General features: G+C 37.5%; 20 protein-coding genes. 5 read left to right on the top strand and 15 right to left on the bottom strand.

Annotated features, from left to right (window positions below; all coding sequences use genetic code 11):
- Window positions 1–75: 75 nt before the first annotated feature.
- The 4 genes from AC3FI7_RS12265 to folK all read right to left on the bottom strand — a co-directional run bounded on the left by AC3FI7_RS12265 (window position 76) and on the right by folK (window position 4850).
- The gene (locus tag AC3FI7_RS12265) at window positions 76–1515 is read right to left on the bottom strand and encodes an OmpA family protein (protein ID WP_142723930.1); all 1440 of its coding nucleotides are present in this window, start codon (window positions 1513–1515) and stop codon (window positions 76–78) included.
- A gap of 213 nt (window positions 1516–1728) precedes the next feature.
- Window positions 1729–3258 carry an OmpA family protein gene (locus AC3FI7_RS12260; protein ID WP_491460213.1) on the bottom strand — a complete coding sequence of 510 codons (1530 nt, stop codon included), beginning with the start codon at window positions 3256–3258 and terminating at the stop codon, window positions 1729–1731.
- 43 nt (window positions 3259–3301) lie between these two features.
- The gene (locus AC3FI7_RS12255) at window positions 3302–4417 is read right to left on the bottom strand and encodes an OmpA family protein (protein WP_142723931.1); all 1116 of its coding nucleotides are present in this window, start codon (window positions 4415–4417) and stop codon (window positions 3302–3304) included.
- 10 nt (window positions 4418–4427) lie between these two features.
- Window positions 4428–4850, bottom strand: a complete 423-nt coding sequence (folK, locus tag AC3FI7_RS12250; protein WP_491460212.1) for a 2-amino-4-hydroxy-6-hydroxymethyldihydropteridine diphosphokinase — start codon at window positions 4848–4850, stop codon at window positions 4428–4430.
- A 20-nt stretch (window positions 4851–4870) separates the two neighbouring features.
- Here folK and sppA point away from each other — a divergent pair, with 20 nt between their 5' ends.
- Window positions 4871–6628 (top strand): signal peptide peptidase SppA, encoded by a 1758-nt coding sequence (sppA, locus tag AC3FI7_RS12245; RefSeq protein WP_491460211.1) that lies wholly within the window; start codon window positions 4871–4873, stop codon window positions 6626–6628.
- A gap of 80 nt (window positions 6629–6708) precedes the next feature.
- Here the strand turns inward: sppA and AC3FI7_RS12240 are convergent, their stop codons facing one another.
- The 6 genes from AC3FI7_RS12240 to rpmB form a co-directional block, all read right to left on the bottom strand.
- Window positions 6709–6969, bottom strand: a complete 261-nt coding sequence (locus AC3FI7_RS12240; RefSeq protein ID WP_047425902.1) for a GlsB/YeaQ/YmgE family stress response membrane protein — start codon at window positions 6967–6969, stop codon at window positions 6709–6711.
- 72 nt (window positions 6970–7041) lie between these two features.
- Window positions 7042–7995: a signal recognition particle-docking protein FtsY gene (gene ftsY / locus AC3FI7_RS12235; RefSeq protein ID WP_002976753.1), complete on the bottom strand. Its 954-nt coding sequence runs from the start codon at window positions 7993–7995 to the stop codon at window positions 7042–7044.
- Between the two features lie 15 nt (window positions 7996–8010).
- Entirely contained in the window at window positions 8011–8478 is a 468-nt protein-coding gene (locus AC3FI7_RS12230; protein ID WP_491460210.1) for a RidA family protein, read from the bottom strand.
- An 89-nt stretch (window positions 8479–8567) separates the two neighbouring features.
- The gene (locus AC3FI7_RS12225) at window positions 8568–8720 is read right to left on the bottom strand and encodes a DUF4295 domain-containing protein (RefSeq protein WP_073175385.1); all 153 of its coding nucleotides are present in this window, start codon (window positions 8718–8720) and stop codon (window positions 8568–8570) included.
- A 20-nt stretch (window positions 8721–8740) separates the two neighbouring features.
- Window positions 8741–8923 carry a 50S ribosomal protein L33 gene (rpmG, locus tag AC3FI7_RS12220; protein WP_002976756.1) on the bottom strand — a complete coding sequence of 61 codons (183 nt, stop codon included), beginning with the start codon at window positions 8921–8923 and terminating at the stop codon, window positions 8741–8743.
- Window positions 8924–8929: 6 nt separating this feature from the next.
- Entirely contained in the window at window positions 8930–9172 is a 243-nt protein-coding gene (gene rpmB / locus AC3FI7_RS12215) for a 50S ribosomal protein L28 (protein ID WP_002976757.1), read from the bottom strand.
- 243 nt (window positions 9173–9415) lie between these two features.
- Between rpmB and AC3FI7_RS12210 the strand changes: the two genes are divergently transcribed.
- Entirely contained in the window at window positions 9416–11125 is a 1710-nt protein-coding gene (locus AC3FI7_RS12210) for a T9SS type A sorting domain-containing protein (protein WP_491460209.1), read from the top strand.
- Between the two features lie 145 nt (window positions 11126–11270).
- Here AC3FI7_RS12210 and lnt read toward each other — a convergent pair whose 3' ends face one another.
- Window positions 11271–12905: an apolipoprotein N-acyltransferase gene (lnt, locus tag AC3FI7_RS12205; protein ID WP_343659680.1), complete on the bottom strand. Its 1635-nt coding sequence runs from the start codon at window positions 12903–12905 to the stop codon at window positions 11271–11273.
- A gap of 56 nt (window positions 12906–12961) precedes the next feature.
- Between lnt and AC3FI7_RS12200 the strand changes: the two genes are divergently transcribed.
- On the top strand, window positions 12962–13375 hold the full coding sequence (locus AC3FI7_RS12200) for a VanZ family protein (protein WP_142723938.1): 414 nt from the start codon (window positions 12962–12964) through the stop codon (window positions 13373–13375).
- Here AC3FI7_RS12200 and proC read toward each other — a convergent pair.
- The 4 genes from proC to AC3FI7_RS12180 form a co-directional block, all read right to left on the bottom strand.
- Window positions 13365–14168 carry a pyrroline-5-carboxylate reductase gene (gene proC / locus AC3FI7_RS12195; RefSeq protein WP_142723940.1) on the bottom strand — a complete coding sequence of 268 codons (804 nt, stop codon included), beginning with the start codon at window positions 14166–14168 and terminating at the stop codon, window positions 13365–13367. The genes AC3FI7_RS12200 and proC overlap by 11 nt on opposite strands.
- A 142-nt stretch (window positions 14169–14310) precedes the next feature.
- Window positions 14311–15324, bottom strand: a complete 1014-nt coding sequence (gene murB / locus AC3FI7_RS12190; protein WP_491460208.1) for a UDP-N-acetylmuramate dehydrogenase — start codon at window positions 15322–15324, stop codon at window positions 14311–14313.
- A 3-nt stretch (window positions 15325–15327) separates the two neighbouring features.
- On the bottom strand, window positions 15328–15816 hold the full coding sequence (locus AC3FI7_RS12185) for a hypothetical protein (protein WP_142723943.1): 489 nt from the start codon (window positions 15814–15816) through the stop codon (window positions 15328–15330).
- A gap of 11 nt (window positions 15817–15827) precedes the next feature.
- Window positions 15828–17033, bottom strand: coding sequence for a pyridoxal phosphate-dependent aminotransferase (locus AC3FI7_RS12180; protein ID WP_142723945.1), 1206 nt, complete (start codon window positions 17031–17033; stop codon window positions 15828–15830).
- Window positions 17034–17258: 225 nt separating this feature from the next.
- On the opposite strand from AC3FI7_RS12180, the gene AC3FI7_RS12175 reads away from it, so the two are divergent.
- Both AC3FI7_RS12175 and AC3FI7_RS12170 read left to right on the top strand, forming a co-directional pair.
- Window positions 17259–19829, top strand: a complete 2571-nt coding sequence (locus tag AC3FI7_RS12175; RefSeq protein ID WP_491460207.1) for a fibronectin type III domain-containing protein — start codon at window positions 17259–17261, stop codon at window positions 19827–19829.
- 143 nt (window positions 19830–19972) lie between these two features.
- Entirely contained in the window at window positions 19973–21157 is a 1185-nt protein-coding gene (locus AC3FI7_RS12170; protein WP_491460206.1) for a hypothetical protein, read from the top strand.
- Window positions 21158–21168 lie beyond the last annotated feature (11 nt).

Here is a 21168-nt window from a genome sequence, read left to right as displayed (position 1 = left end):
GTAAAAATAAGCAAAGAATTGGGACAAAAAAAGTCACGCCAGGCGTGACTTTCATATAATATATCAATAAGTTTATTATTTAGCTTCGAAATATACTCTTCTGTTGGCTCTGTTTTTCCATTCAGGACACTTCGTTGCCGGCTCACACTCAGGATATTTAAGGTCTTTTTCACCTTTTCCTATTGCCTGTAGTTTACCTGTCTGAACACCGTTTTTGATCAGATAATTTTTAACGTTGTTTGCTCTTCTTTCAGATAGTTTTTGGTTGTAAGCATCAGTACCTCTAGTATCAGTAGCTCCGATTACATTGTAAGAACCATTTGAAGAATTAATATAGTTTACTGCATTATTTAAGATTGGAGTATTTGAAGGTAAAATTCTGTCAGAATTTAAGTCAAACTCAATTCCTTCCAGTTTAGTTTCTGTCTCCACTACTGGTCCTGTTGTTGCTACAGGACAACCATTGTTTTCAACAGGTCCCGGAACTGTAACACACTTATCGTAAAGGTCAATTACACCATCCAGGTCGGTATCAAGAGCAACTCCGGCTCCGTCCACTCTTGCTCCTGCAGGAGTATCAAGCTGTCTGTCCCAATCATCACATACCCCGTCGTTATCAGCATCTCCTTTTTTACATACTTCGATATCCTGGTTTTTATTTGCCAATACATCAAGTTTGTAATAGATTTCCTGAAGCGGATCATGCCACATCAAGTGAGACTCGTGTTTTCCAAGCTTTAAAGAAACCCCTAAAGTAGCATTGAAGAAGTTATCAGAAACCTGCTCAGAACGCTTGTTGATAGCGCTGTATGCATCACCGCCACCGTCAAATTCGTCATCACCGGTTACGACATACATTAATCTGCCTTCAATATCAATTCTTCTGTTCACTTTGAATTTCAGACCTGTACCTGCCTGGAAGAACATAGAACCTAACTGGAAAGGTTTAACCTCAGTCATTAATGTCTGTCTATTAGTACCATCTTTCTGATATGCTCTGTAAGCAATAGTACCTACACCTGCATATCCATGAAGTGCCCATCTGTAAGGAGAATGATTATCAACTCTTCTTAATAGGTTGGAAAAGTTAATATCTCCTAAGATAGAAATGGCGTCATACTGGGTTCTGGCTCCTACAGCTGATGCGTCTGGTGCCGAATCTTTAGTATTGAACCATCCTTGTCTGGTTTCTCCTCTGTCATATTGCAGATTGATCCCGAAAGCATGGGTAATTGCTTTATCAATACTCACATACGCTGAATATCCAAAAAGGTTTTTACCGTTACCATTTTTAATAGAGGTCAAATCTGCTGACTGAAGAAGCGGAACTCCCACCCCGGCAGAAATAGACCAATCGTTGAATCTTTTGGATTGATTGGTGAATGGGGAAACATTAGCAGATCCCGAAGAAAATGTATTAGGATATTCTCCTTTTGAAACTGCCGTTGAGTCTTGTGCATAAGTGGCAGAAGGAATTGCCAAAGCGAATGCAACAATTGCTAAACTTAATTTCATAGTGTTATTTTTTTAAGTTAAGTTATTTTAAATGATTTTTTACGCTAAAAAGTGATTTTGTATTATTATTTTTCAAAATAAACTTGCTGATTTCTAATGCGTTTCAGGCCAGTTACCCTAAAAATAATGATAAAGGTATGTAAAAAAATTCGTAGTAGAAAAAAAATAAACCGAAAAGAACAATTCTTTTCGGTTTATGGTGTATTATGAGAATTATTTCTTCTTTTTCTTAGGCTGAACTTTTTTTACTGATTTTTTTACAGGAGCATCTTCATAGTCTTTCTTTTTAATAGAATCCCATTCTGAACTTTCTATAAATCTTACAGTAACTTTTCTGTCTGCCATCCTTTCAGCATCTGAAGCAGACGCTGGGATAGTTGCTTCTGCAGAACCTACACCTCTTGATTTTAATACATTTTCGTTGATTCCTCTGCTTTCTAAAGCTCCTACTACAGCAGCAGCTCTTTCTTTAGAGAGTCTCAGGTTGTAAGCAGCATTTCCTTTAATATCTGTATGACCTGTTAACAGGTAATTACCTCCGTTTTCTTTAATAATTGAAGCTGCCAGATCCAGTTTCTCATTAGATTCAGGTCTGATGGTCGCTTTGTTGAAATTAAAGTAAATGTCTTTAAGGGTTTTTTCTACTTCTACAGCAGTTTCTTTGTTATCTTTTTTAACGATTGGGCAACCATTGTTTTCAACAGGTCCCGGAACTGTAACACACTTATCGTAAAGGTCAATTACGCCATCCAGGTCGGTATCAAGGGCAACTCCGGCTCCGTCCACTCTTGCTCCTGCAGGAGTATCAAGCTGTCTGTCCCAATCATCACATACCCCGTCGTTATCAGCATCTCCTTTTTTACATACTTCGATATCCTGGTTTTTATTTGCCAATACATCAAGTTTGTAATAGATTTCCTGAAGCGGATCATGCCACATCAAGTGAGACTCGTGTTTTCCAAGCTTGAAAGAAAGACCTAAAGTAGCGTTGAAGAAATTGTCAGAAACCTGTTCAGAACGCTTGTTGATAGCGCTGTATGCATCACCGCCACCGTCAAATTCGTCATCACCGGTTACGACATACATTAATCTGCCTTCAATATCAATTCTTCTGTTCACTTTGAATTTCAGACCTGTACCTGCCTGGAAGAACATAGAACCTAACTGGAAAGGTTTAACCTCAGTCATTAATGTCTGTCTATTAGTACCATCTTTCTGATATGCTCTGTAAGCAATAGTACCTACACCTGCATATCCATGAAGTGCCCATCTGTAAGGAGAATGATTATCAACTCTTCTTAATAGGTTGGAAAAGTTAATGTCTCCTAAGATTGAAATGGCGTCATACTGGGTTCTGGCTCCTACAGCTGATGCGTCTGGTGCCGAATCTTTAGTATTGAACCATCCTTGTCTGGTTTCCCCTCTGTCATATTGCAGATTGATCCCGAAAGCATGGGTAATTGCTTTATCAATACTCACATACGCTGAATATCCAAAAAGGTTTTTACCGTTACCATTTTTAATAGAGGTCAAATCTGCTGACTGAAGAAGCGGAACTCCAGCTCCTACTGAAACAGACCAATCGTTGAATCTTTTGGACTGATTGGTGAATGGGGAAACATTTGCAGACCCTGAAGAAAATGTATTAGGATATTTTCCGCCTGAATCTGCCGTTGAGTCTTGTGCATAACTGGCCATAGGAATGGCTAAAGCAAATGCAACAATTGCTAAACTTAATTTCATCGTGTATTATTATTTGATTTCTTCTGGAAAAAGAATTTTTTAATTATTTAATTGGGCATCCGTTATTTTCAACAGGTCCTGGCACAGTTACACACTTATCATAAAGGTCAATAACTCCGTCTAGGTCCATATCCAAAGCAACTCCGGCACCATCTACTCTTGCTCCTGCAGGAGTGTCAAGCTGTCTGTCCCAATCGTCACATACTCCATCATTATCGGCATCTCCTTTTTCACAAACAACAAGATCAGTAGAGGCATTTTCAAGAACGCTCGTTCTGTAATAAGCTTCCTGAAGTGGATCATGCCATGCCAGGTGAGATAATTGCTTTCCTAATTTGAAAGAGACTCCTAAACTTACTGTCCAGGCATTATCAGATCTTCTAGGGTTTAGCATGTTATATTTTGAACCTGGAGTAGAAGGATCATAGTCATTAGGACCTGCCCATCCTCCACCATCGAACTCATCATCACCACTGATGATGTACATGGTTCTTGCTTCAACGTCAATAAGTTTCGAAACATTATATTTGATTCCCAGTCCTCCCTGATAGAAGATAGAGTTGATATCAATATCCTGTTTGATAAATAAAGGAGTTCTTCTTGGAGTAGTGCTCCATCTGAATTCATCATTGTCATGTAAAGACGTTCTGAATCCCTGAACCCCAATTCCCATATATCCATGGAATGCCCATCTGTAAGGGGAGTGGTTATCTACTCTTCTGAATAGATTTGAAAAGTTAATGTCTCCTAATAAAGAGATATTGTCAAACTGTGTTGTTGCTGTTGCTACACCGGATTTTACACCTGCAGCACCAGGAAGCTGTGCTGTCTGTTTCGTTTCTCCTCTCATATACATTACGCTTAAGGCAAATGTATGTGTGATTTGTTTGTCTACGCTTACATAGGCATTGTAACCCCAATTGGTTTTATCCTTACGGATAGATTTTAAATCGGAATGTACCATAAATGCAGCCCCTCCTCCAACAGAAATAGACCAGTCTCTGAAGCGTCTGGCTTTATTGTCAAAAGGTTGTACATTAGCGGATCCTGAGGAGAATGTATTAGGGTACTCTGTGGAAGAGTTTACTGTAGTGCTGCTGTTCTGAGCGAAAGCTGCAATTGGCAGTGATGTAGCCAATAATAATAAACCTAATTTCATACTATATGTTTTATGTTTTAATAAAATCCTTTAATAATACTCTGGAAAAATCCCTTTCAAAAAGATGTTTTTTATGAGGGATTTCTAATCTTTCTGATTTAAAATTCAATTCATTATATTTAATGATATCAATGTCTATGATCCTGTCAGTATAACCTCCGGATATCTTTGAATCATTAATTCTTCCCATTCTAACTTCTATATTCTTAATACAATCAAGCAGTTGAATTGGTGAAAGATGTGTGAATATTATTGCTGCAATATTACAAAAAATATTGGAACTGGCAAATTCTACGGGATCAGACATTAAATATTCGCTGGTTTGTGAAATGTGATTTCCGGCAGCTTCTATTTCTCTTAGTGCAAGCTCTACATTTTTTTTTTGCTCTCCCAGGTTACTTCCTAGTAACAAAATGACCTTATGTTGCGACATATTGGAAAATTGATTGATTTATGAGAAGTTTCTTCAAAAATGTTTTGGCAAATATAGTAGCAATTATCATACTTTGCGCTGTATTTTTCATCTTTTTCATCATGATGCTTGTATTCAGTGCAATGGGGAATGACAAGTCGGTAGCGGTGAAAAAGAACTCGGTTCTTACGATTAATTTAAAGACAAATATCATTGACAGTCCTACTGAAGAAGAGATGGGGTTGTTCGGCATCGGTGCCCAAAATAAAAGTGTTCTTTTATATGATGCACTGGAAGCTATTAATAAAGCAAAGACTGATGATAATATTAAAGGGATCAGCATTGAAGCCGATGATTTATATGCAGGACTTACCCAGATTGATGATCTCAGAAATGCCATTGAAGATTTTAAGAAAAGCGGAAAGTTTGTATATGCTTATGGAAACGGAGTATCACAGTCCGCTTACTATCTGGGATCTGTGGCAGATAAGTACTATCTGCATCCGGCGGGGGGGATTGAATTGAAAGGTCTTTCTACGGAGGTTACATTCTTTAAAGCTTTTGCTGATAAATATGGAATCGGGATTGAGGTGATCCGCCACGGTAAATTCAAATCTGCTGTAGAACCTTTTTTAAGAAATGATATTTCTCCTGAAAATAAAGAGCAGCTAAGTACTCTTCTCAATGACCTTTGGAAAAATACTTCAGGTAAAATGGCTGCTTCCAGAAAAATTGATACCGCTCAGTTCAGAACCATTACAGACAGTTTATACGGAATGATTCCTGAACAAAGCTTAAAATACAGGCTTGCAGATAAACTGATCCAGAAATCAGAATACGAAGATCTCCTTAAAGCAAAGCTCAACGTAAAAGATAAAGAGAAGCTGAATAAGATTTCTCTGACGAGCTATATCAATTCTTATTCGGATGAAGATAAATCCGGTGAAAAGGTAGCGGTATTGTATGCTTCAGGATCTATCAATAATGGGGACGAATATAGTGATATCCACTCAGAAAAATATGTGAAGTATATTAAAAAACTTCAGGATGATGATAAAGTGAAAGCGGTTGTTTTCAGGATCAATTCTCCAGGAGGAAGTGCGAATGCTTCTGATGAGATCTTATTTGAATTACAGCAGTTGAAGAAGAAAAAACCTCTCATAGTTTCTTTCGGGGATTATGCAGCGTCTGGAGGATATTATGTAGCGATGGCAGCAGATAAAATCTATTCTGAGGCCAATACACTTACAGGATCCATCGGAGTTTTCGGTGTGATGCCTTATTATAAAGATATTGCGGCTAAAAACGGAATCCGTGGGGATATTGTTTCTACCAATGCGAATTCTATGTATTATTCAGGATTAAACGGAGTGACTCCTTACGGTGTTAATATGATGACGAGAAGTGTAGAAGGAACATATAAGAGATTTGTACATTTTGTGACTCAGAACAGAAAGAAAACTTTTGAGCAGATTGATAATGTAGGAGGAGGTAGAGTATGGAGCGGTGTCCGTGCTAAACAAATAGGATTAGTGGATGAACTAGGTACTTTGAATGACGCCGTGAAATTCGCCGCACAGAAGGCAGGACTGAAATCTTATCATGTAGAAGCCTTTCCTAAGAGAATGTCACCGTTTGAGCAAATTTTCAAAGATCTGAACGAAGAAGATGTATCTGCAAGAATTATCAAAAACAAAATAGGGAAATCCAACTATGAGATTTTACAGCAGATCACAGACAAAAAATTACAGTCTGAGGTAAAAATGGAAATGCCATATCAGATTAGAATCAACAACTAACTAAATTTATATTGTATACAAAAATCCCGGACCTGAAATTTCAGATCCGGGATTTTATTTTTTATTAGTGTTACTTACTATCAGCTTTTCTTTGTGGCCATTCCGTAAATCCAGAGAATGATCAAAGCTCCTCCGATTGAAAGAATCCAGCTTCTCGGATTCCAGAATGAAGTGACATCTCCCCAATGCAGAATGTAAACTCCTATAGCTCCTCCTACAAATGCTCCCAGAATTCCCAGGATAATAGTGATTAGCCATCCTCCTCCCTGAGTCCCAGGCATGATCATTTTAGCGATGGCACCTGCAATAAGACCGAATAAGATCCATGTTAGTATTCCCATAGTTGCAAATTTTTTTAGTGTTAATATTTAAAAATGATTTGTTTACTAAGATAAGGGAAAACATGATATAAATCATCTTTTCTTGAAGAATGAGTCTACAAATTCCGTACCATTAAAAAGCTGCAGGTCCTGCATTTTTTCACCTACACCAATATATTTAACCGGGATCTGAAACTGATCAGAAATACCGATTACAACACCTCCTTTTGCTGTTCCGTCAAGTTTCGTTACGGCTAAAGCATTTACTTCTGTTGCGGCGGTAAACTGTTTAGCCTGTTCGAACGCATTCTGTCCTGTAGAACCGTCAAGCACCAGCAGAATTTCATGAGGTGCATCAGGAATTACCTTCTGCATTACTCTTTTGATCTTGGAAAGCTCATTCATCAGGTTGATTTTGTTGTGAAGTCTTCCTGCAGTATCAATGATTACAACGTCTGCGTTTTGTGCTACAGCACTTTGCACCGTATCAAACGCTACAGAAGCAGGATCAGAACCCATTCCTTGTTTTACGATAGGAACGTCCACTCTTTCACTCCAGATTGTAAGCTGGTCAACAGCAGCAGCTCTAAAGGTGTCTGCAGCTCCCAGAACTACTTTCTTACCCTCCGATTTGAACTGGTGTGCAAGTTTACCGATAGTCGTTGTTTTTCCCACTCCGTTTACTCCTACTACCATGATAACATATGGCTTTTTGGAAGTATCGATATTTCCTGTACCTGCATGAGGGTTTTCCAGTAATAGTCCTGAAATTTCCTCGCGGAGGATTTTATCCAGCTCGTTTACGCCTACGTATTTATCTCTGGCAACACGCTCTTCAATTCTTTCAATGATTTTAATAGTGGTAGATGCGCCTACATCGGAAGCAATCAGTACTTCTTCCAGATCATCCAGAACTTCATCATCTACTTTGCTTTTACCGACAACGGCTTTCGTCATTTTTTCAAAGAATCCCTGACTGGATTTTTCCAACCCTTTATCTAAGGTTTCTTTTTCTTCTTTTTTGAAAATATTTTTAAACCAACTCATAGTTTTAGTTTATTCTTATTTATTTTTAATCACTGCTGTGGCTTCTACCTCTATATGTATGTCATCTCTGAAAAGCCTGTTCACTTCCACGAGACTGCTTACAGGGGGTGTCTGAAGACTGACAAACAAATCCCGTACTTTTCTGAAATCAGGTGTTTTTGTAACGTCTGTGGTATAGATTACCAGTTTGATAATATCTTTTCCTGTACCTCCATATTCTTTCAGGATGTTTTCAATATTTCTGAAAACCTGCTTTGTCTGCTCTTCAATAGTATTTCCCACAAGGTTCCCGTCAGAATCCAGAGGTACCTGCCCGGATAATAAAATCATTTTAGAACCTCCGCAGTCAATACTTACTGACTGTGAGAGTCCTCTTATGCTGAAGACTTTCGGCGAACTTTTATATTCTACAGGATTCATTGTTTTCTGACTGAATGAAAATAAAAAAGTTACTGTGCAGGCCAGAACAAGTATCTTTCTCATACTTTACTGATTAATAATCTGGTGCACAAAGATAACAAAAAAACTACCCAAAATATGAGTAGTTTTTTATATTGTAAATAAAGTACTGACTATTTTTTCAAATAACCATCTACTTCATCAGCATTCATTACTTTTTCTTCGAAAACGTAAGCTCCTGATTTAGAAGACTTAATCATTTTCACCACTTTAGTCATTTTTTTAGACTGACCGCTTTGTAGGGTTGCTACTACTTTCTTTGCCATGGTAAGTTATTATTTATAAATTACTTAATTTCTTTGTGAATGGTAGATCTCTTAAGAACAGGATTGTATTTTTTCAATTCCAATCTTTCTGTAGTGTTCTTTTTATTTTTTGTAGAAATGTATCTGGACATTCCTGGCATACCACTTTCTTTGTGCTCTGTGCATTCAAGGATTACTTGAACTCTATTTCCTTTTTTTGCCATGATTTATTAATTCTTTTTAATCAATCCGTTTCTAGTAGCTCTTTCAATAGCTTCCTCGATTCCAATCTTGTTAATCACTCTCAATCCATGAGCTGATACTTTCAGTGTAACGTGCTTATCTTGCTCCGGAAGGTAAAACTTCTTCTCTAATAAGTTAATTTCAAAACGACGCTTCGTTTTGTTATTAGCGTGAGAAACGTTGTTACCAACCATTGCACGCTTTCCTGTTATTTGGCAAATTCTTGACATATCTCGATGTTCTTATTTGTATAATATTTGAGAGTGCAAAATAACGAAGAATTTTTTAGATAGGCAAATCTTTTGAAAAATATTTATAAATAAGTGGCTGATTAATAATATTGATTTTTTTAAAATAGTAGAATCCTTGGGATACAGCAGATAATCAATGATGATATATTTCATGCGGGCTTTTTTTCCGATAAGTTATTTAATATTTTATCTTTGTTTTTAATTAATCTAAATAAAAATAGGATGAAAAAGATTTATATTTTATGCTGTATGCTACCGCTCAGTCTGATGGCCCAGGATTTTACAGAGGTACAGACTGGCATGAAAAATTTTTATTATTCTGCAGCTGATGTCGCAGATATAGACCATAACGGAACATTGGATATTGTGATTAATGGAGCAATAGATTCTGATGGAGACGGAAATGTAGACAGTACCTATAATGAAGTATATCAGAATAACGGAACGACATTATTGCCATTTGCCGGGTTGGGAGCGGATGTAACCCATCTTGGAGATATTAGGTTCATTGATTATAATAATGACGGTCTGATGGATATTATCTCTACCGGACTTAGTTATATGGATGTTGTTAATTATAAACAATACCGATTCAAAAATACCGGAACAGGATTTATAAAAGAAGAAGAACTGCCTGGTAAAATTTATGGTTCTCTGGATGTTTTTGATTTTAATCATGATGGAAAACCGGATTATGCACTTAATGGAACACAATATGCCCATGGTGGCGGTTTCAGAAACAGTCTTGATTATTATAAAAATACAGGTGCCGGTTTTGTTATGACTGAAAACTGGGTGGATGGAACTCAGAATGGAAGTTTTAAGTTGGTAGACCTTAATAATGACCGCCTTCTTGATCTTGTAATTATAGGGTCAGATATCAACGGCAATCCTGTATCAAAGGTATATATGAATCAGGCTGGAACTCTGACTCCTGCCCAGGATCTTCCTCCCATAGCAGCAGGGAAAATAGATTTTGCAGATTTTAATGCAGATGGTTTTCAGGATATAGTCATAATCGGAAGGGATGGAAATGATGAAGGGTATTTGGCTGTTCTGATGAATGACGGCACCGGGGCATTGATTCCTCAGGTAATTCCGGGAAATGACGTTTCAGATATGTCATTAAGTGTAGGGGATTTAAATAATGACGGTTATTACGATTTTATCATTTCAGGAAATGAAAATTACAATGCTGTTGTAAAAACATATCTATATGATGTTTCCAATCACAAGTTTAATGAAGGAGCTGCCTCCGGAATTACTGAACTGGGAGGGCCGGGACTGGTACAGCTTTTTGATTTTAATAATGATCATCATCCGGATATTTTATTAGGCGGATTCGACTGGTCTGTTTCCGACCTGCCTTCGCAAACCAAGTTGTTTAAAAATAATTCTACGGCAGCAAACGCAAAGCCCACAGCGCCCACTCAGCTGAATCTGACCAGAAACGGCAGTAGATTCAATTTTACATGGAGCGGAGCCTCGGATGATAAAACCCCGGTGAATGCATTGCGCTATGAAATTATGGTAGGATCTTTGCCGGGAGCTTATGATATTGCCCGATATGTTGTAACGACACCATCATGGTTTCTGGAACTGGATCCGGCCATTCAGAATGTATACTGGAGTGTGAAATCTATTGATGCATCAAAAGTATATTCTGAGGCTTCCGCGCAAAGCGTCCTGGGAACAACGGAAATAAAATCTGAAAAACAGCCTGTTATCTATCCGAACCCTGCATCAGACAGAGTGTACATCAAAGGAGAAAAAATTTCAGAAACTGAAATGTATTCAATGGATGGAAAAAAGATAAATATAACTCTGAACAGGGATCAATCTATTGATGTGTCTCATTTACCTAAAGGAATGTATCTATTAAAACTGAAGATAAAAAACGAAATAACCACAAAGAAACTTACGGTTAAGTAATTGAATCAATTCTATCTTCTATCAATGAGAAAAGCCAGACGTCCAGCTGGCTTTTTCTTTTTTTGTGGAATAAGACCTGCGAAAAAATTAATGGATTATGCAGGTTGGAATTATTTGTGCAAAGATTTGTGCAGTTCGTGTTTAATTACACTTTCTTTGTTTTCTTTTTGAACCATTCAATCAGATAGTAAAACAATAAAAATCCTAGTGCAAATATGGAAAACCTTGAAAGAAGGTCTCCTGCCCGGGTATAAAATGTCATGGTGTCATACAGGTTCACTTTTGCAAACAGAGCGGTTTGATCACCATAGAACGTATCAGCGGTTACTTCTCCTTTAGCATTGATATGCGCTGAAATGCCACTGTTGGCAGCACGGGCAATTTCTCTTCTGGTTTCAATAGCCCTTAATTTAGCATAGGATAAAAGCTGTTTGTGTCCCTCTGTAACACCCCACCAGGAATCATTGGTCATAATACCTAAGAAATTAGCTCCTTTTTTTACATAGTCTGTTACAAACTCTCCATAAATACTCTCATAGCAAATAATAGGAGCCAGCTTTCCTTTGTTATAAGGATTTGAAAAAGCAACTCTGTCCTTATCAGTTCCTAAAGAGGCTACAGTGCCACCCAGGTTCAGCATGGCATCTCCTAACAGTGGTTTTAAAACATTCATATATGGAAATATTTCAACTCCCGGAACCAGTTTCCCTTTATGGTAAGCCTGTACTTTCTGACCGGGAACCAGTTGAATGGCTGTATTATAACTGCTTACCCAGACACCACTGTTGATCTGATATGCTTCTTTAGGCAAGTCTGCAGGATTATAATAAAAACGGTGTGACGAAATTCCTGTTGCAAAAACAGATCCCGGATGATTGGATAGAAACCCTTTGATGTTGTTCAGCAGTACACTCTTTTCAAAAGCTGTTTCAGAAATAGACCCTCTTCCCGGAAGAGCTGTTTCCGGTGCGATATAATAATCAATTTTACCGGTTGAGTTTTTTTCAGCAAGTGCTAATAAATCCTGTTCTATTGTTAAACTGTCTTTCGAATATTTTTCCGCATAAGGATCCAGGTCAGGCTGCAGCATCAGAACATTGACCTGGCCGGTTGGCTTGTCGTCAAAAGTATTGTATTTAACGACTGAGATAATCATTGGCAGAACAATTAAAGCTCCAACAATAGCTGAGTTTTTAATCAGTTCTTTTCTCTTTCTTCCGGCCTCCCAGGTTCTTACCGTATAAAAAATCAGCACATTAATCAGCAGTATCCAGAAACTGCCACCGGTTGCTCCTAAAGTATCATACCACTGGATCAGCTTTGGATAATCTGCAAATACATTTCCCAGATTCAGCCATGGCCACGTTAATTCCCATCCTAAATGAAATTTTTCAAAACTCATCCAGAGGGCAATCAGAAATCCTAATCCCCAATATGTTCCCTGTGCATTTTTGTACCAGTGATAACATTGAAACACCAAAGAATATAAAAGAGAATTTACCAGTACCGGAAATAAAACTGCCATCAGGGAGTGGCTTCCATCAGGGTTCTTTGAACCATATAGCCATCCTGTAGTGACAATATTCCAGATCACGAAACATAAGTAAGATAATCCGAAGACCGCCCAGCTTTTTCTTTTATAATCTGAAAATTTTGAAATTCCGTGCTCCATCATCAAAAGAGGAACAAGCGCAAAAAATATAAAAAACGGGACTCCGTAAGTTGGCCATGAAACCGACAGCAGCATTGCTGAAATAAGAGTAAGCAGAACGTATTTCATTAAATTATTTTAATACACAAATTTAATGTTTTTGAAAAGAATATATTAGCAGTTCAATGTTAAAGAAAATATATAAAATTATTATTATCCCATATACTCTGTTTTTGCTCTATCTGATGTTTTTAGGGATGGGCAGATTTCAGTATGAGGATAATCTTATTACTGTAGAACCTGTTTTCTCAACGATAAAATTTATCCGGGGACCGAATAAGACCATAGATATTATCAAGATTGTTTTGGGCAATATTATCATGTTTATCCCTTTTGGATTTCTGGGCTGGATCATTCCCGGACTGAAAAAACTGAAACCCCTGATTTTTGGTTTTATCTCATGTATTGTTATTGTTGAAGCACTTCAATATTTTACAAGAATGGGTATATTTGAGGTAGACGATATCATTCTGAATACTTTTGGGGTGTATCTGGGATGGGTATTGTTCAGAATGATTGAAAGAAGATTTAACGGTTAAGTTCTTTCGCGCGTTTTTCAGCATTTAGAATTCCCTGTTTCAGAATTTCTTTAAAACTGTTTTCTTCAAATGTTTTTAAGGCAGCTTCCGTAGTTCCGCCCTTAGATGCGACATCTTTAATCAGTTCCTCAAGATTCTTTTCTGAATTATTGATCAGGTGATAAGCGCCCAGCATTGTCTGCTTTACAAAAAGTTTAGAAAGATTTTCTTCGATTCCCATTTCAATACCTGCCTTAATCATTGCATCAATAATGTAATAAAAATAAGCCGGGCCACTTCCTGAAAGTGCTGTTACACCATCAAGGAGCTCTTCCTCTTCCAGGTAAACCGATCTTCCGGTACTGTTCAGCAATCTTTCAATATTGATTAACTGGCTGAAAGAAATTCCGTTGGCTGCAGTATATCCGGTGATTCCCATTCCCAGAAGGGTAGGAGAATTGGGCATTGCTCTTACGACAAGCGGATGATTCAGTAATTTTTGAATTTTTTCAATATTGATTCCGGCCATGATGGATAAAACCATCTGGTTTTCTTTTAAAGTAAATTGGATGTTTTGAGCTACTGTTTGAAAATCCTGAGGTTTTACAGCAATGATGATCAAATCTGCATCAATGTCTTTCACTTCTTCAAAAGTGGAGATTTTAGATTTGGGGAATTCTTCAGCTATTTTGGTGATTTTCTCCTGATTTCTGATAATCAGATGAAGGTGTTCAGGCTTGATCAGTTCATATTTCAAAAATGATTTTGAAAAAGAAAGTCCCATATTTCCGGCTCCAAGAATAGCTATTTTCATTACGGATTGTAAATTTTTTTAGCTAAAATAATGATTTTTCAGAGACTGGGTATGAATTTGATTTTGAATTAAGCTTAGCGTTTATCCAACAGGTTATAAAAAAGACTGTATTCATATGAATCAGTCTTTGTATATTTTTAGATTAAATAATATTTACTTCCCGTTCAAGCTCTATCCCGAATTTTTCTTTCACAGAATTAATGATCTCTGTGGAAAAATCAAAAATCTCTTTTCCTGTTGCATTTCCTGTTGCATTGATGATCACCAGAGACTGCAATTTGTGTGAAGCAACATTTCCGATTTGTTTTCCTTTCCATCCACATTGCTCAATCAGCCATCCGGCAGGAACTTTTACCATATTTCCGTTTGGATAACCCTGAATATTTTCAAATTTTTGTTTCAGTGCTTCAAACTGAGCCAGAGGAATGGTTGGGTTTTTGAAAAAACTTCCGGCATTCCCGATTTCTTTAGGATCCGGCAGTTTGCTTTGTCTGATATTGATGACTGCTTGAGAAACATCCTGAATCGTTGGATTTTCAATGCCAAGATTTTCCAGTTCGGATTTGATGGCACCATATTCCGTTTTGATATGGTGATCTTTTGAAGTCAGTTTAAAAGTTACTTCAAGAATAACATACCTGCCTTTTCCTTCCTGCTTGAAAATAGAATCCCTGTAACCAAATCTACACTGTTCAAGATTGAAAGTTTTCAGTTCAAGATCTTCTAAATCCAATACCTCACAGCTGACAAAAATATCTTTAATCTCCGTTCCGTAAGCTCCGATATTCTGCATTGGAGAAGTTCCTACATTTCCGGGAATTAAAGAAAGGTTTTCGAGTCCGCCATAATTTTTCTGTAAACAGCACATCACAAATTCATGCCAGTTTTCACCTGCTTTTGCGGTTACCCATACTTCATTTTCATTAATATACTCTTCAGAGATCCCTTTTAAATTAAGTCTGATAGCAATGCCATCAAAATTTTTGGTAAGAAGGATATTACTACCTCCCCCCAGAAACAGAAGCTGAAGAGATTGGGTCTTGGCAAAAATGAGGGCCTCTTTTAATTCATCAATAGTATTGATTTCAGTAAAGTATCGGGCCTTGGCTTCAACACCGAACGTGTTATAAGGTTTTAATGAAAAATTTTCCTGCATGTTTTATTGGTATTCTTTGGGAAGAATCTTGTCTAATTGTTCTTTAAATTGTTCTAGCTGTTTATAATGTAAAGTATCTGTATAGGCATTCACATAAATATGTGATTTTTTTGGAGTCCGGATCTGGAAGGTTTCATCAATTCCGTCTACGGACTGTTGGCTGGGAGAACTTTTGATATGATCAAGATCTGTAATATTGACTGATGATATCAGTTTTTTCCAGGTTTCGGAATTGATGGCGGATGCCCATTCTTTATGGGTTTTACCGGCTGTCATTCCTTTTTCTGCAAAAACAGAATCTTTTGTGGCCTTGATGATCCTGTAGCTTCCAAGACGGCCTCCGATTTCAGATACGCTGACAAATGTAATCTCGTACGGATTATTATGGGAAACAGATGACTCATGTGTTTTTTTGGAGTCACAGGAAAACAATGCCGACAGCAAAAGAATCGAAAACAGGATTTTCAGATAGAGTTTTTTTGTTGTCGGCATAGAGTATGTTTTTACAGGCTGAATTCTTCTCTGTACTTCTTTAAAGCTTCCTTAAGAATTTCAGCACTTCTTTTTAAATCCTCTTCTTTCAGAACGTAGGCAATTCTTACCTGCTTTTTACCTAATTCAGGATTGCTGTAGAATCCTCCTGCAGGCGCAACCATGATGGTTTCGTTATTAAGAGAATATTTTTCAAGCAGCCACTGGGCAAATTTTTCAGTATCATCTACCGGAAGTTCTGCAACACAGTAGAAGGCTCCTTTTGGCTTAGGACAGATCACGCCAGGAATAGCATTTAAAAGATCTACCAGTATATTTCTTCTGTGAGTATATTCTTCTCTTACTGCTCTGATATAAGGACCGTCATTCTGGTGTGCTGCTGTTGCAGCAATCTGTCCCAAAAGAACAGGGCTTAGTCTTGCCTGGGCAAAAAGCATAGCCGCATTACGGATCTTATTGGAACGGGTAACCATACATCCGATTCTTACCCCACACATAGAGTAACGCTTGGATTCTGAGTCAATGATGATACAGTTTTCAGCAAGTTCAGGGAAATCAAGCATTGAAATCTGCTGTTTCCCGTCATATACATATTCCCTGTATACTTCATCAGAGATGATAACGATGTCATATTTCAAAGCAATTTCTGCAAGTTTCTGTAGTTCCTCACGGGTATAAAGATATCCGGTAGGGTTTCCAGGGTTACAGATAATGATCGCTCTTGTTTTTTCTGTGATTTTTTTCTCGAACTCTTCAACAGGAGGTAAGGCAAAACCTGTGTCAATGGTAGATGGTACAGCGACTACATTCACATCAAATGTACTGGTAAATCCATTGTAGTTGGCATAGTAAGGTTCAGGAATAATCACTTCATCACCTTCGTCACATAAAGTGGAAATCGCAAAGTTAAGAGCTTCAGAACCTCCGTTAGTAACAATGAAGTTATCGGGAGTAAGATCTGAGAAGCCTAATGAATGATAATATTCAGTAAGGGCTTTTCTGTATTCGATATTACCTTCAGAAAGCGCATATTCCAATACTTTTAAATCGATATTCTTTAAAGCATTTAAAGCTGTTTCCGGAGTTTCAATATCAGGCTGTCCGATATTAAGGTGATATACTTTTATTCCTTTCTGTTTTGCTTGTAAAGCAAAGGGAACCAGTTTTCTTACCGGCGATGGCGGCATATGCAGTGCTCTGTTTGAAATATTCGGCATTGTTCAAAAAATTTGTATGACAAAAATAGGATTTAATTTCTCAATAATAAAATTATGAGCCAATAAGAAAGATGTTTAATGAACTTTACATTCTCTTTAAAATTCACCTATTTAAGGGGTTTTAATATTGATTTTTCATGTATTTAAAATAAATGTTATGATTTTGTTAAAAATAATATTTTTGTATTGTTATTTTTCCTTAATTTCGCCATAAATGTGATTAAAATGGTAATAAATTTATTTTCTAGAGTGATACCTGCTATTGCTCTATTTTCTGCCTCTGCAATGATGGCTCAGAATTTTCAAACAATGCCGGTTTCCTCAGGCTATACCGCAGATGTAATTGCAAACGGAGTAGGCTCCTCGTCAGTTTCTACAAATAATGATGTAGATGGAGTTTCTTATGCTTTTGTTTCAAAAGATTTTCAATTAACTTCCACGAGCACACCGCTTTCCTATGGTTTGCCGGTAGATGGAATTATTAATTCTGTCGTTGCGGGAACTCCGGGGCTTAGCTATGTCTTAGGAAACTACAGTGGAAATAACTCTTTAAGGCTGGCCGCTGCAAATGACAGTGGAACTCTTACTTTTACAACACCTAAACCTGCTTTTACTCTGTATATGCTTTCCACCAGCGGAAGTGGAACCTCTGCAGTAAATGTAACGGTTAATTTTTCTGATGGAAGCACACAGGCATTTTCCAATATAAGCCTTAATGACTGGTATGGAGGTGCCAATTTTGCCATACAGGGAATCGGAAGAATTAAAATAACAACAGACGGCCTGGAACCCAACACCACGGATCCGAGACTTTATCAGACAGCATTAACAATAGATGCTGCCAATCAGACAAAGTTTGTACAAAGTGTAACGGTAACCAAAGCAAGCGGTTCAGGAATACCGAACATTTTTGCTTTTTCAGCAGATGTTTATTCGGATTGTGCGCCTCCTGTATTACAGGCGGTTTCCGGAATAACTGCCAATTCCGCTTTAGTTTCATGGACAGGTAATGCTGCCAGTTATGATGTATACCACAGTACTTCAAACACAACACCTGCAAGCTCAGTAACACCTACTTATCCGGGGGTAACAGGAACAAGTACAACAATAGGAGGGCTTAATTCCAATACTACCTATTATTATTGGGTAAGATCCAACTGTAACACTGCAACAGGTCAAAGTGTATGGTCTTTTGCAGGAACATTTAAGACAGCCTGCTCTACTTTCACTGTTCCTTATACAGAAAACTTTGATACCACAAGTACAGGTTCCAGCTCAAATACCAATGCTCCAAGCTGCTGGGCATATCTGGAAAGTGCATCATTTGCAGGGTATGGCTACGTAACTACGTCAAATAGTTATTCGGCACCCAATGCCTATTATATGACTAATTCAACGGCTACCACGGGCAGTCAGATGTTGGTTGCGCCTCCAACAGTGAACCTTTCAGACGGCACCAAACGTGTAAGATTCTATGCAAGAGGAGGAGGAAGTAATTATACATTATTGGTAGGTACATTATCGAATCCTGCGGACCCTGCGTCTTTTACACAAATTGGTTCTCCTATTGCTTTAACAACTACCCATACACAATATACAGTGAATATTCCTGCAGGATCGGATCTGCAGTTGGCATTTAAGCATGGTTTAGGGGGTACATCCCGTTCTATCTATATCGATAACATTACTGTTCAGAATATTCCTTCTTGCTTTGAGCCCACTGCAATTACATCGTCAAATGCAAGTGTGAATTCAGCAACGATTGGATGGACAGCACCTTCGTCAGTTCCTGCAAGCGGGTACGAAGTATATTACAGTACAAGCAATACTGCACCTGATGCTTCTACTGTTTTAACAGCTTCAAACTCTGCAACTTCTACCACTACTTCCGCACCGTTAAGCGGACTGCAGCCTGCTACAACATATTATGCATGGGTGAGATCTAACTGCAGTGCAACTGATAAGAGTATCTGGAGTGCTACTTCCACATCATTTACAACCCTGTGTGTTCCGGTAACTACACTGCCTTGGAGCGAAAATTTTGATGCAATGACAACTATTGGTTCTGCGATCATTCCGAATTGCTGGAAACAAACTCCGGGAGGAAGTTCATCTTCATATAATTTTACGTCAGCAAATGCTTCCCAGCAGACCTACAATGATCCTAAATCTGCACCAAACTATTTGACAATTTATTATCCATATAGCAATGCTGCATATTTATGGACACCTACATTTACATTAACTGCAGGAACATCATATGATTTCTCATTCTACTGGGTAGGAGATGGATATGCAGGCTGGCAAAATGAAGTATTGGTCAACAATGCACAAACGGCGACCGGAGCAACCAGTTTAACAACATTTATCACACCTGATCAAACAGCCGCCGGAGGAGGTAATAGTACCAATTATACTAAAGTTACCGTTACATATATTCCTTCATCTACTGGTGATTATTCATTTGGAATTAAAGCTTTCAATACAACAACGGATCCATACTATATGGGATTTGATGATTTTTCGCTTACACAGTCTAACTTAAGTACTGCTGAAACATCTGTGAAGAAAAAAGAGGTCAATGTGTACCCTAATCCTTTCAAAGATGTCCTTCACGTTGCGGACATCAAGAACGTTAAATCTGTAACTGTTACAGATGTAGCAGGAAGAGTGGTGAAAATTATTGATAATCCAACTACAGAACTTCAGTTAGGAGAACTGAATGCCGGTTTATATTTAGTGACAATGAACTTTAAAGATGGTTCAAGATCAACAGTAAAAGCCATTAAAAAATAAAATTTTTTGAGTTAATAATTTCTGTAGGCAGTTGCATTCGTGTGGCTGCCTTTTTTGTGATGAATTTAAATAATAACTGGAAAAAAAATATCAAAAATTGTTGATAAAATTATTATACATTTGTGCCGAAAACTATAACGTACATGAATACATTTAAACTACTTTTTTTACTGCCCTTATTGTGTTCCGGATTTTCACAGGCACAGAGAATTGATAAAGAAATAATAAGCTTCCAGCTTTTGAAAGAACCGGTATTTCCTACAGAACTTTCCAATAGAAATTATACGATTACGGTAAAATCACCCTATAATATCACGAAAGATGATGCTGTAAGATTATCAAAAGAAGATTATCAGAGAAAGGTGGACAATTACCAGACGAATGTTGAAAATGCCAAGTACGAGCATCAGGAAAGATTAAAAGACTACGATGCTGAGGTAAAGAAACTGCAGGAAAAGTACAAACTGGAATCTGCAGAATACAATAAATTATCTGCGGTTGAAAAAATTGCAGCAACCAACGGAGCTCCTGTGCTGAGATTACCTTCAAGACCTATTCTTAATATTCCTCCAATGCCTATTTATCAGCAGCCTGATCTTAGAGATGCCCTGATTGTGGATAATAAGATTCTGGCTTCCCAAATAGATGTATCAGGATTTTCAAAAGGGGGAAACTATCTTGACATTGTTATTGAAATGGAGAGAACCAACTTTCAGGACAATCAGGGAAAAACTTTTGCCAATCAGCCTACGAGAATAATAGCAAAACAAGGTGGAGCTGTAAAACTTGATAAGACCTATTTTTCGGATTTTACTGAAGTGGCAAGTGTTCCAACGAATGAAATCAACCTGAATGCTCAGGAAAAAAGATATCTGCAGAGAATGATGGACCGCACAAGGAACATTATCAATGAAAACTTCGGTTACCAGACGATCAATTCTACGGTGACACTGTCCACTGTAAAGAATAAAGGAGAATATGATGATCTGGAGAAAGCCTATATCTATGTAACAACCAATCTGAAAAAACTTCAGGCAAAATCGGATTATGCACCGAATAAAGTCGCCATGGAAAATATGCAGAAAGGAATTGATCTTTGGAAAGCAGTCCTTACAAAAGTGAATTACAATGATAAAAAGGCTGTTTACAACCAGAAAATAGGAGAATATCTTTATTTTAACCTGATCAGATTAAACATTGCTTTAGGCAATTATCAGGAAGCCGAGAAATATTTAAATGAACTGCAGGAACATCTTGTAGATATCAAACTATCCTACGATGCTAATCTTGAGCTGAAAAGATTAGAAGAAAAAATTTATAATAACTAAAGAAAAACAAT

Source organism: Chryseobacterium sp. TQ-BC-N36 (assembly GCF_058382295.1).
Note: the sequence above shows the minus strand (reverse complement) of the source record. Positions and strands in the feature narration are given on the sequence as shown.

Coding starts and splice junctions, on each gene's coding strand:
- AC3FI7_RS12265 (WP_142723930.1), bottom strand. CDS start 1,515: ATGAAATTAAGTTTAGCAATTGTTGCATTCGCTTTGGCAATTCCTTCT.
- AC3FI7_RS12260 (WP_491460213.1), bottom strand. CDS start 3,258: ATGAAATTAAGTTTAGCAATTGTTGCATTTGCTTTAGCCATTCCTATG.
- AC3FI7_RS12255 (WP_142723931.1), bottom strand. CDS start 4,417: ATGAAATTAGGTTTATTATTATTGGCTACATCACTGCCAATTGCAGCT.
- folK (WP_491460212.1), bottom strand. CDS start 4,850: ATGTCGCAACATAAGGTCATTTTGTTACTAGGAAGTAACCTGGGAGAG.
- sppA (WP_491460211.1), top strand. CDS start 4,871: ATGAGAAGTTTCTTCAAAAATGTTTTGGCAAATATAGTAGCAATTATC.
- AC3FI7_RS12240 (WP_047425902.1), bottom strand. CDS start 6,969: ATGGGAATACTAACATGGATCTTATTCGGTCTTATTGCAGGTGCCATC.
- ftsY (WP_002976753.1), bottom strand. CDS start 7,995: ATGAGTTGGTTTAAAAATATTTTCAAAAAAGAAGAAAAAGAAACCTTA.
- AC3FI7_RS12230 (WP_491460210.1), bottom strand. CDS start 8,478: ATGAGAAAGATACTTGTTCTGGCCTGCACAGTAACTTTTTTATTTTCA.
- AC3FI7_RS12225 (WP_073175385.1), bottom strand. CDS start 8,720: ATGGCAAAGAAAGTAGTAGCAACCCTACAAAGCGGTCAGTCTAAAAAA.
- rpmG (WP_002976756.1), bottom strand. CDS start 8,923: ATGGCAAAAAAAGGAAATAGAGTTCAAGTAATCCTTGAATGCACAGAG.
- rpmB (WP_002976757.1), bottom strand. CDS start 9,172: ATGTCAAGAATTTGCCAAATAACAGGAAAGCGTGCAATGGTTGGTAAC.
- AC3FI7_RS12210 (WP_491460209.1), top strand. CDS start 9,416: ATGAAAAAGATTTATATTTTATGCTGTATGCTACCGCTCAGTCTGATG.
- lnt (WP_343659680.1), bottom strand. CDS start 12,905: ATGAAATACGTTCTGCTTACTCTTATTTCAGCAATGCTGCTGTCGGTT.
- AC3FI7_RS12200 (WP_142723938.1), top strand. CDS start 12,962: ATGTTAAAGAAAATATATAAAATTATTATTATCCCATATACTCTGTTT.
- proC (WP_142723940.1), bottom strand. CDS start 14,168: ATGAAAATAGCTATTCTTGGAGCCGGAAATATGGGACTTTCTTTTTCA.
- murB (WP_491460208.1), bottom strand. CDS start 15,324: ATGCAGGAAAATTTTTCATTAAAACCTTATAACACGTTCGGTGTTGAA.
- AC3FI7_RS12185 (WP_142723943.1), bottom strand. CDS start 15,816: ATGCCGACAACAAAAAAACTCTATCTGAAAATCCTGTTTTCGATTCTT.
- AC3FI7_RS12180 (WP_142723945.1), bottom strand. CDS start 17,033: ATGCCGAATATTTCAAACAGAGCACTGCATATGCCGCCATCGCCGGTA.
- AC3FI7_RS12175 (WP_491460207.1), top strand. CDS start 17,259: ATGGTAATAAATTTATTTTCTAGAGTGATACCTGCTATTGCTCTATTT.
- AC3FI7_RS12170 (WP_491460206.1), top strand. CDS start 19,973: ATGAATACATTTAAACTACTTTTTTTACTGCCCTTATTGTGTTCCGGA.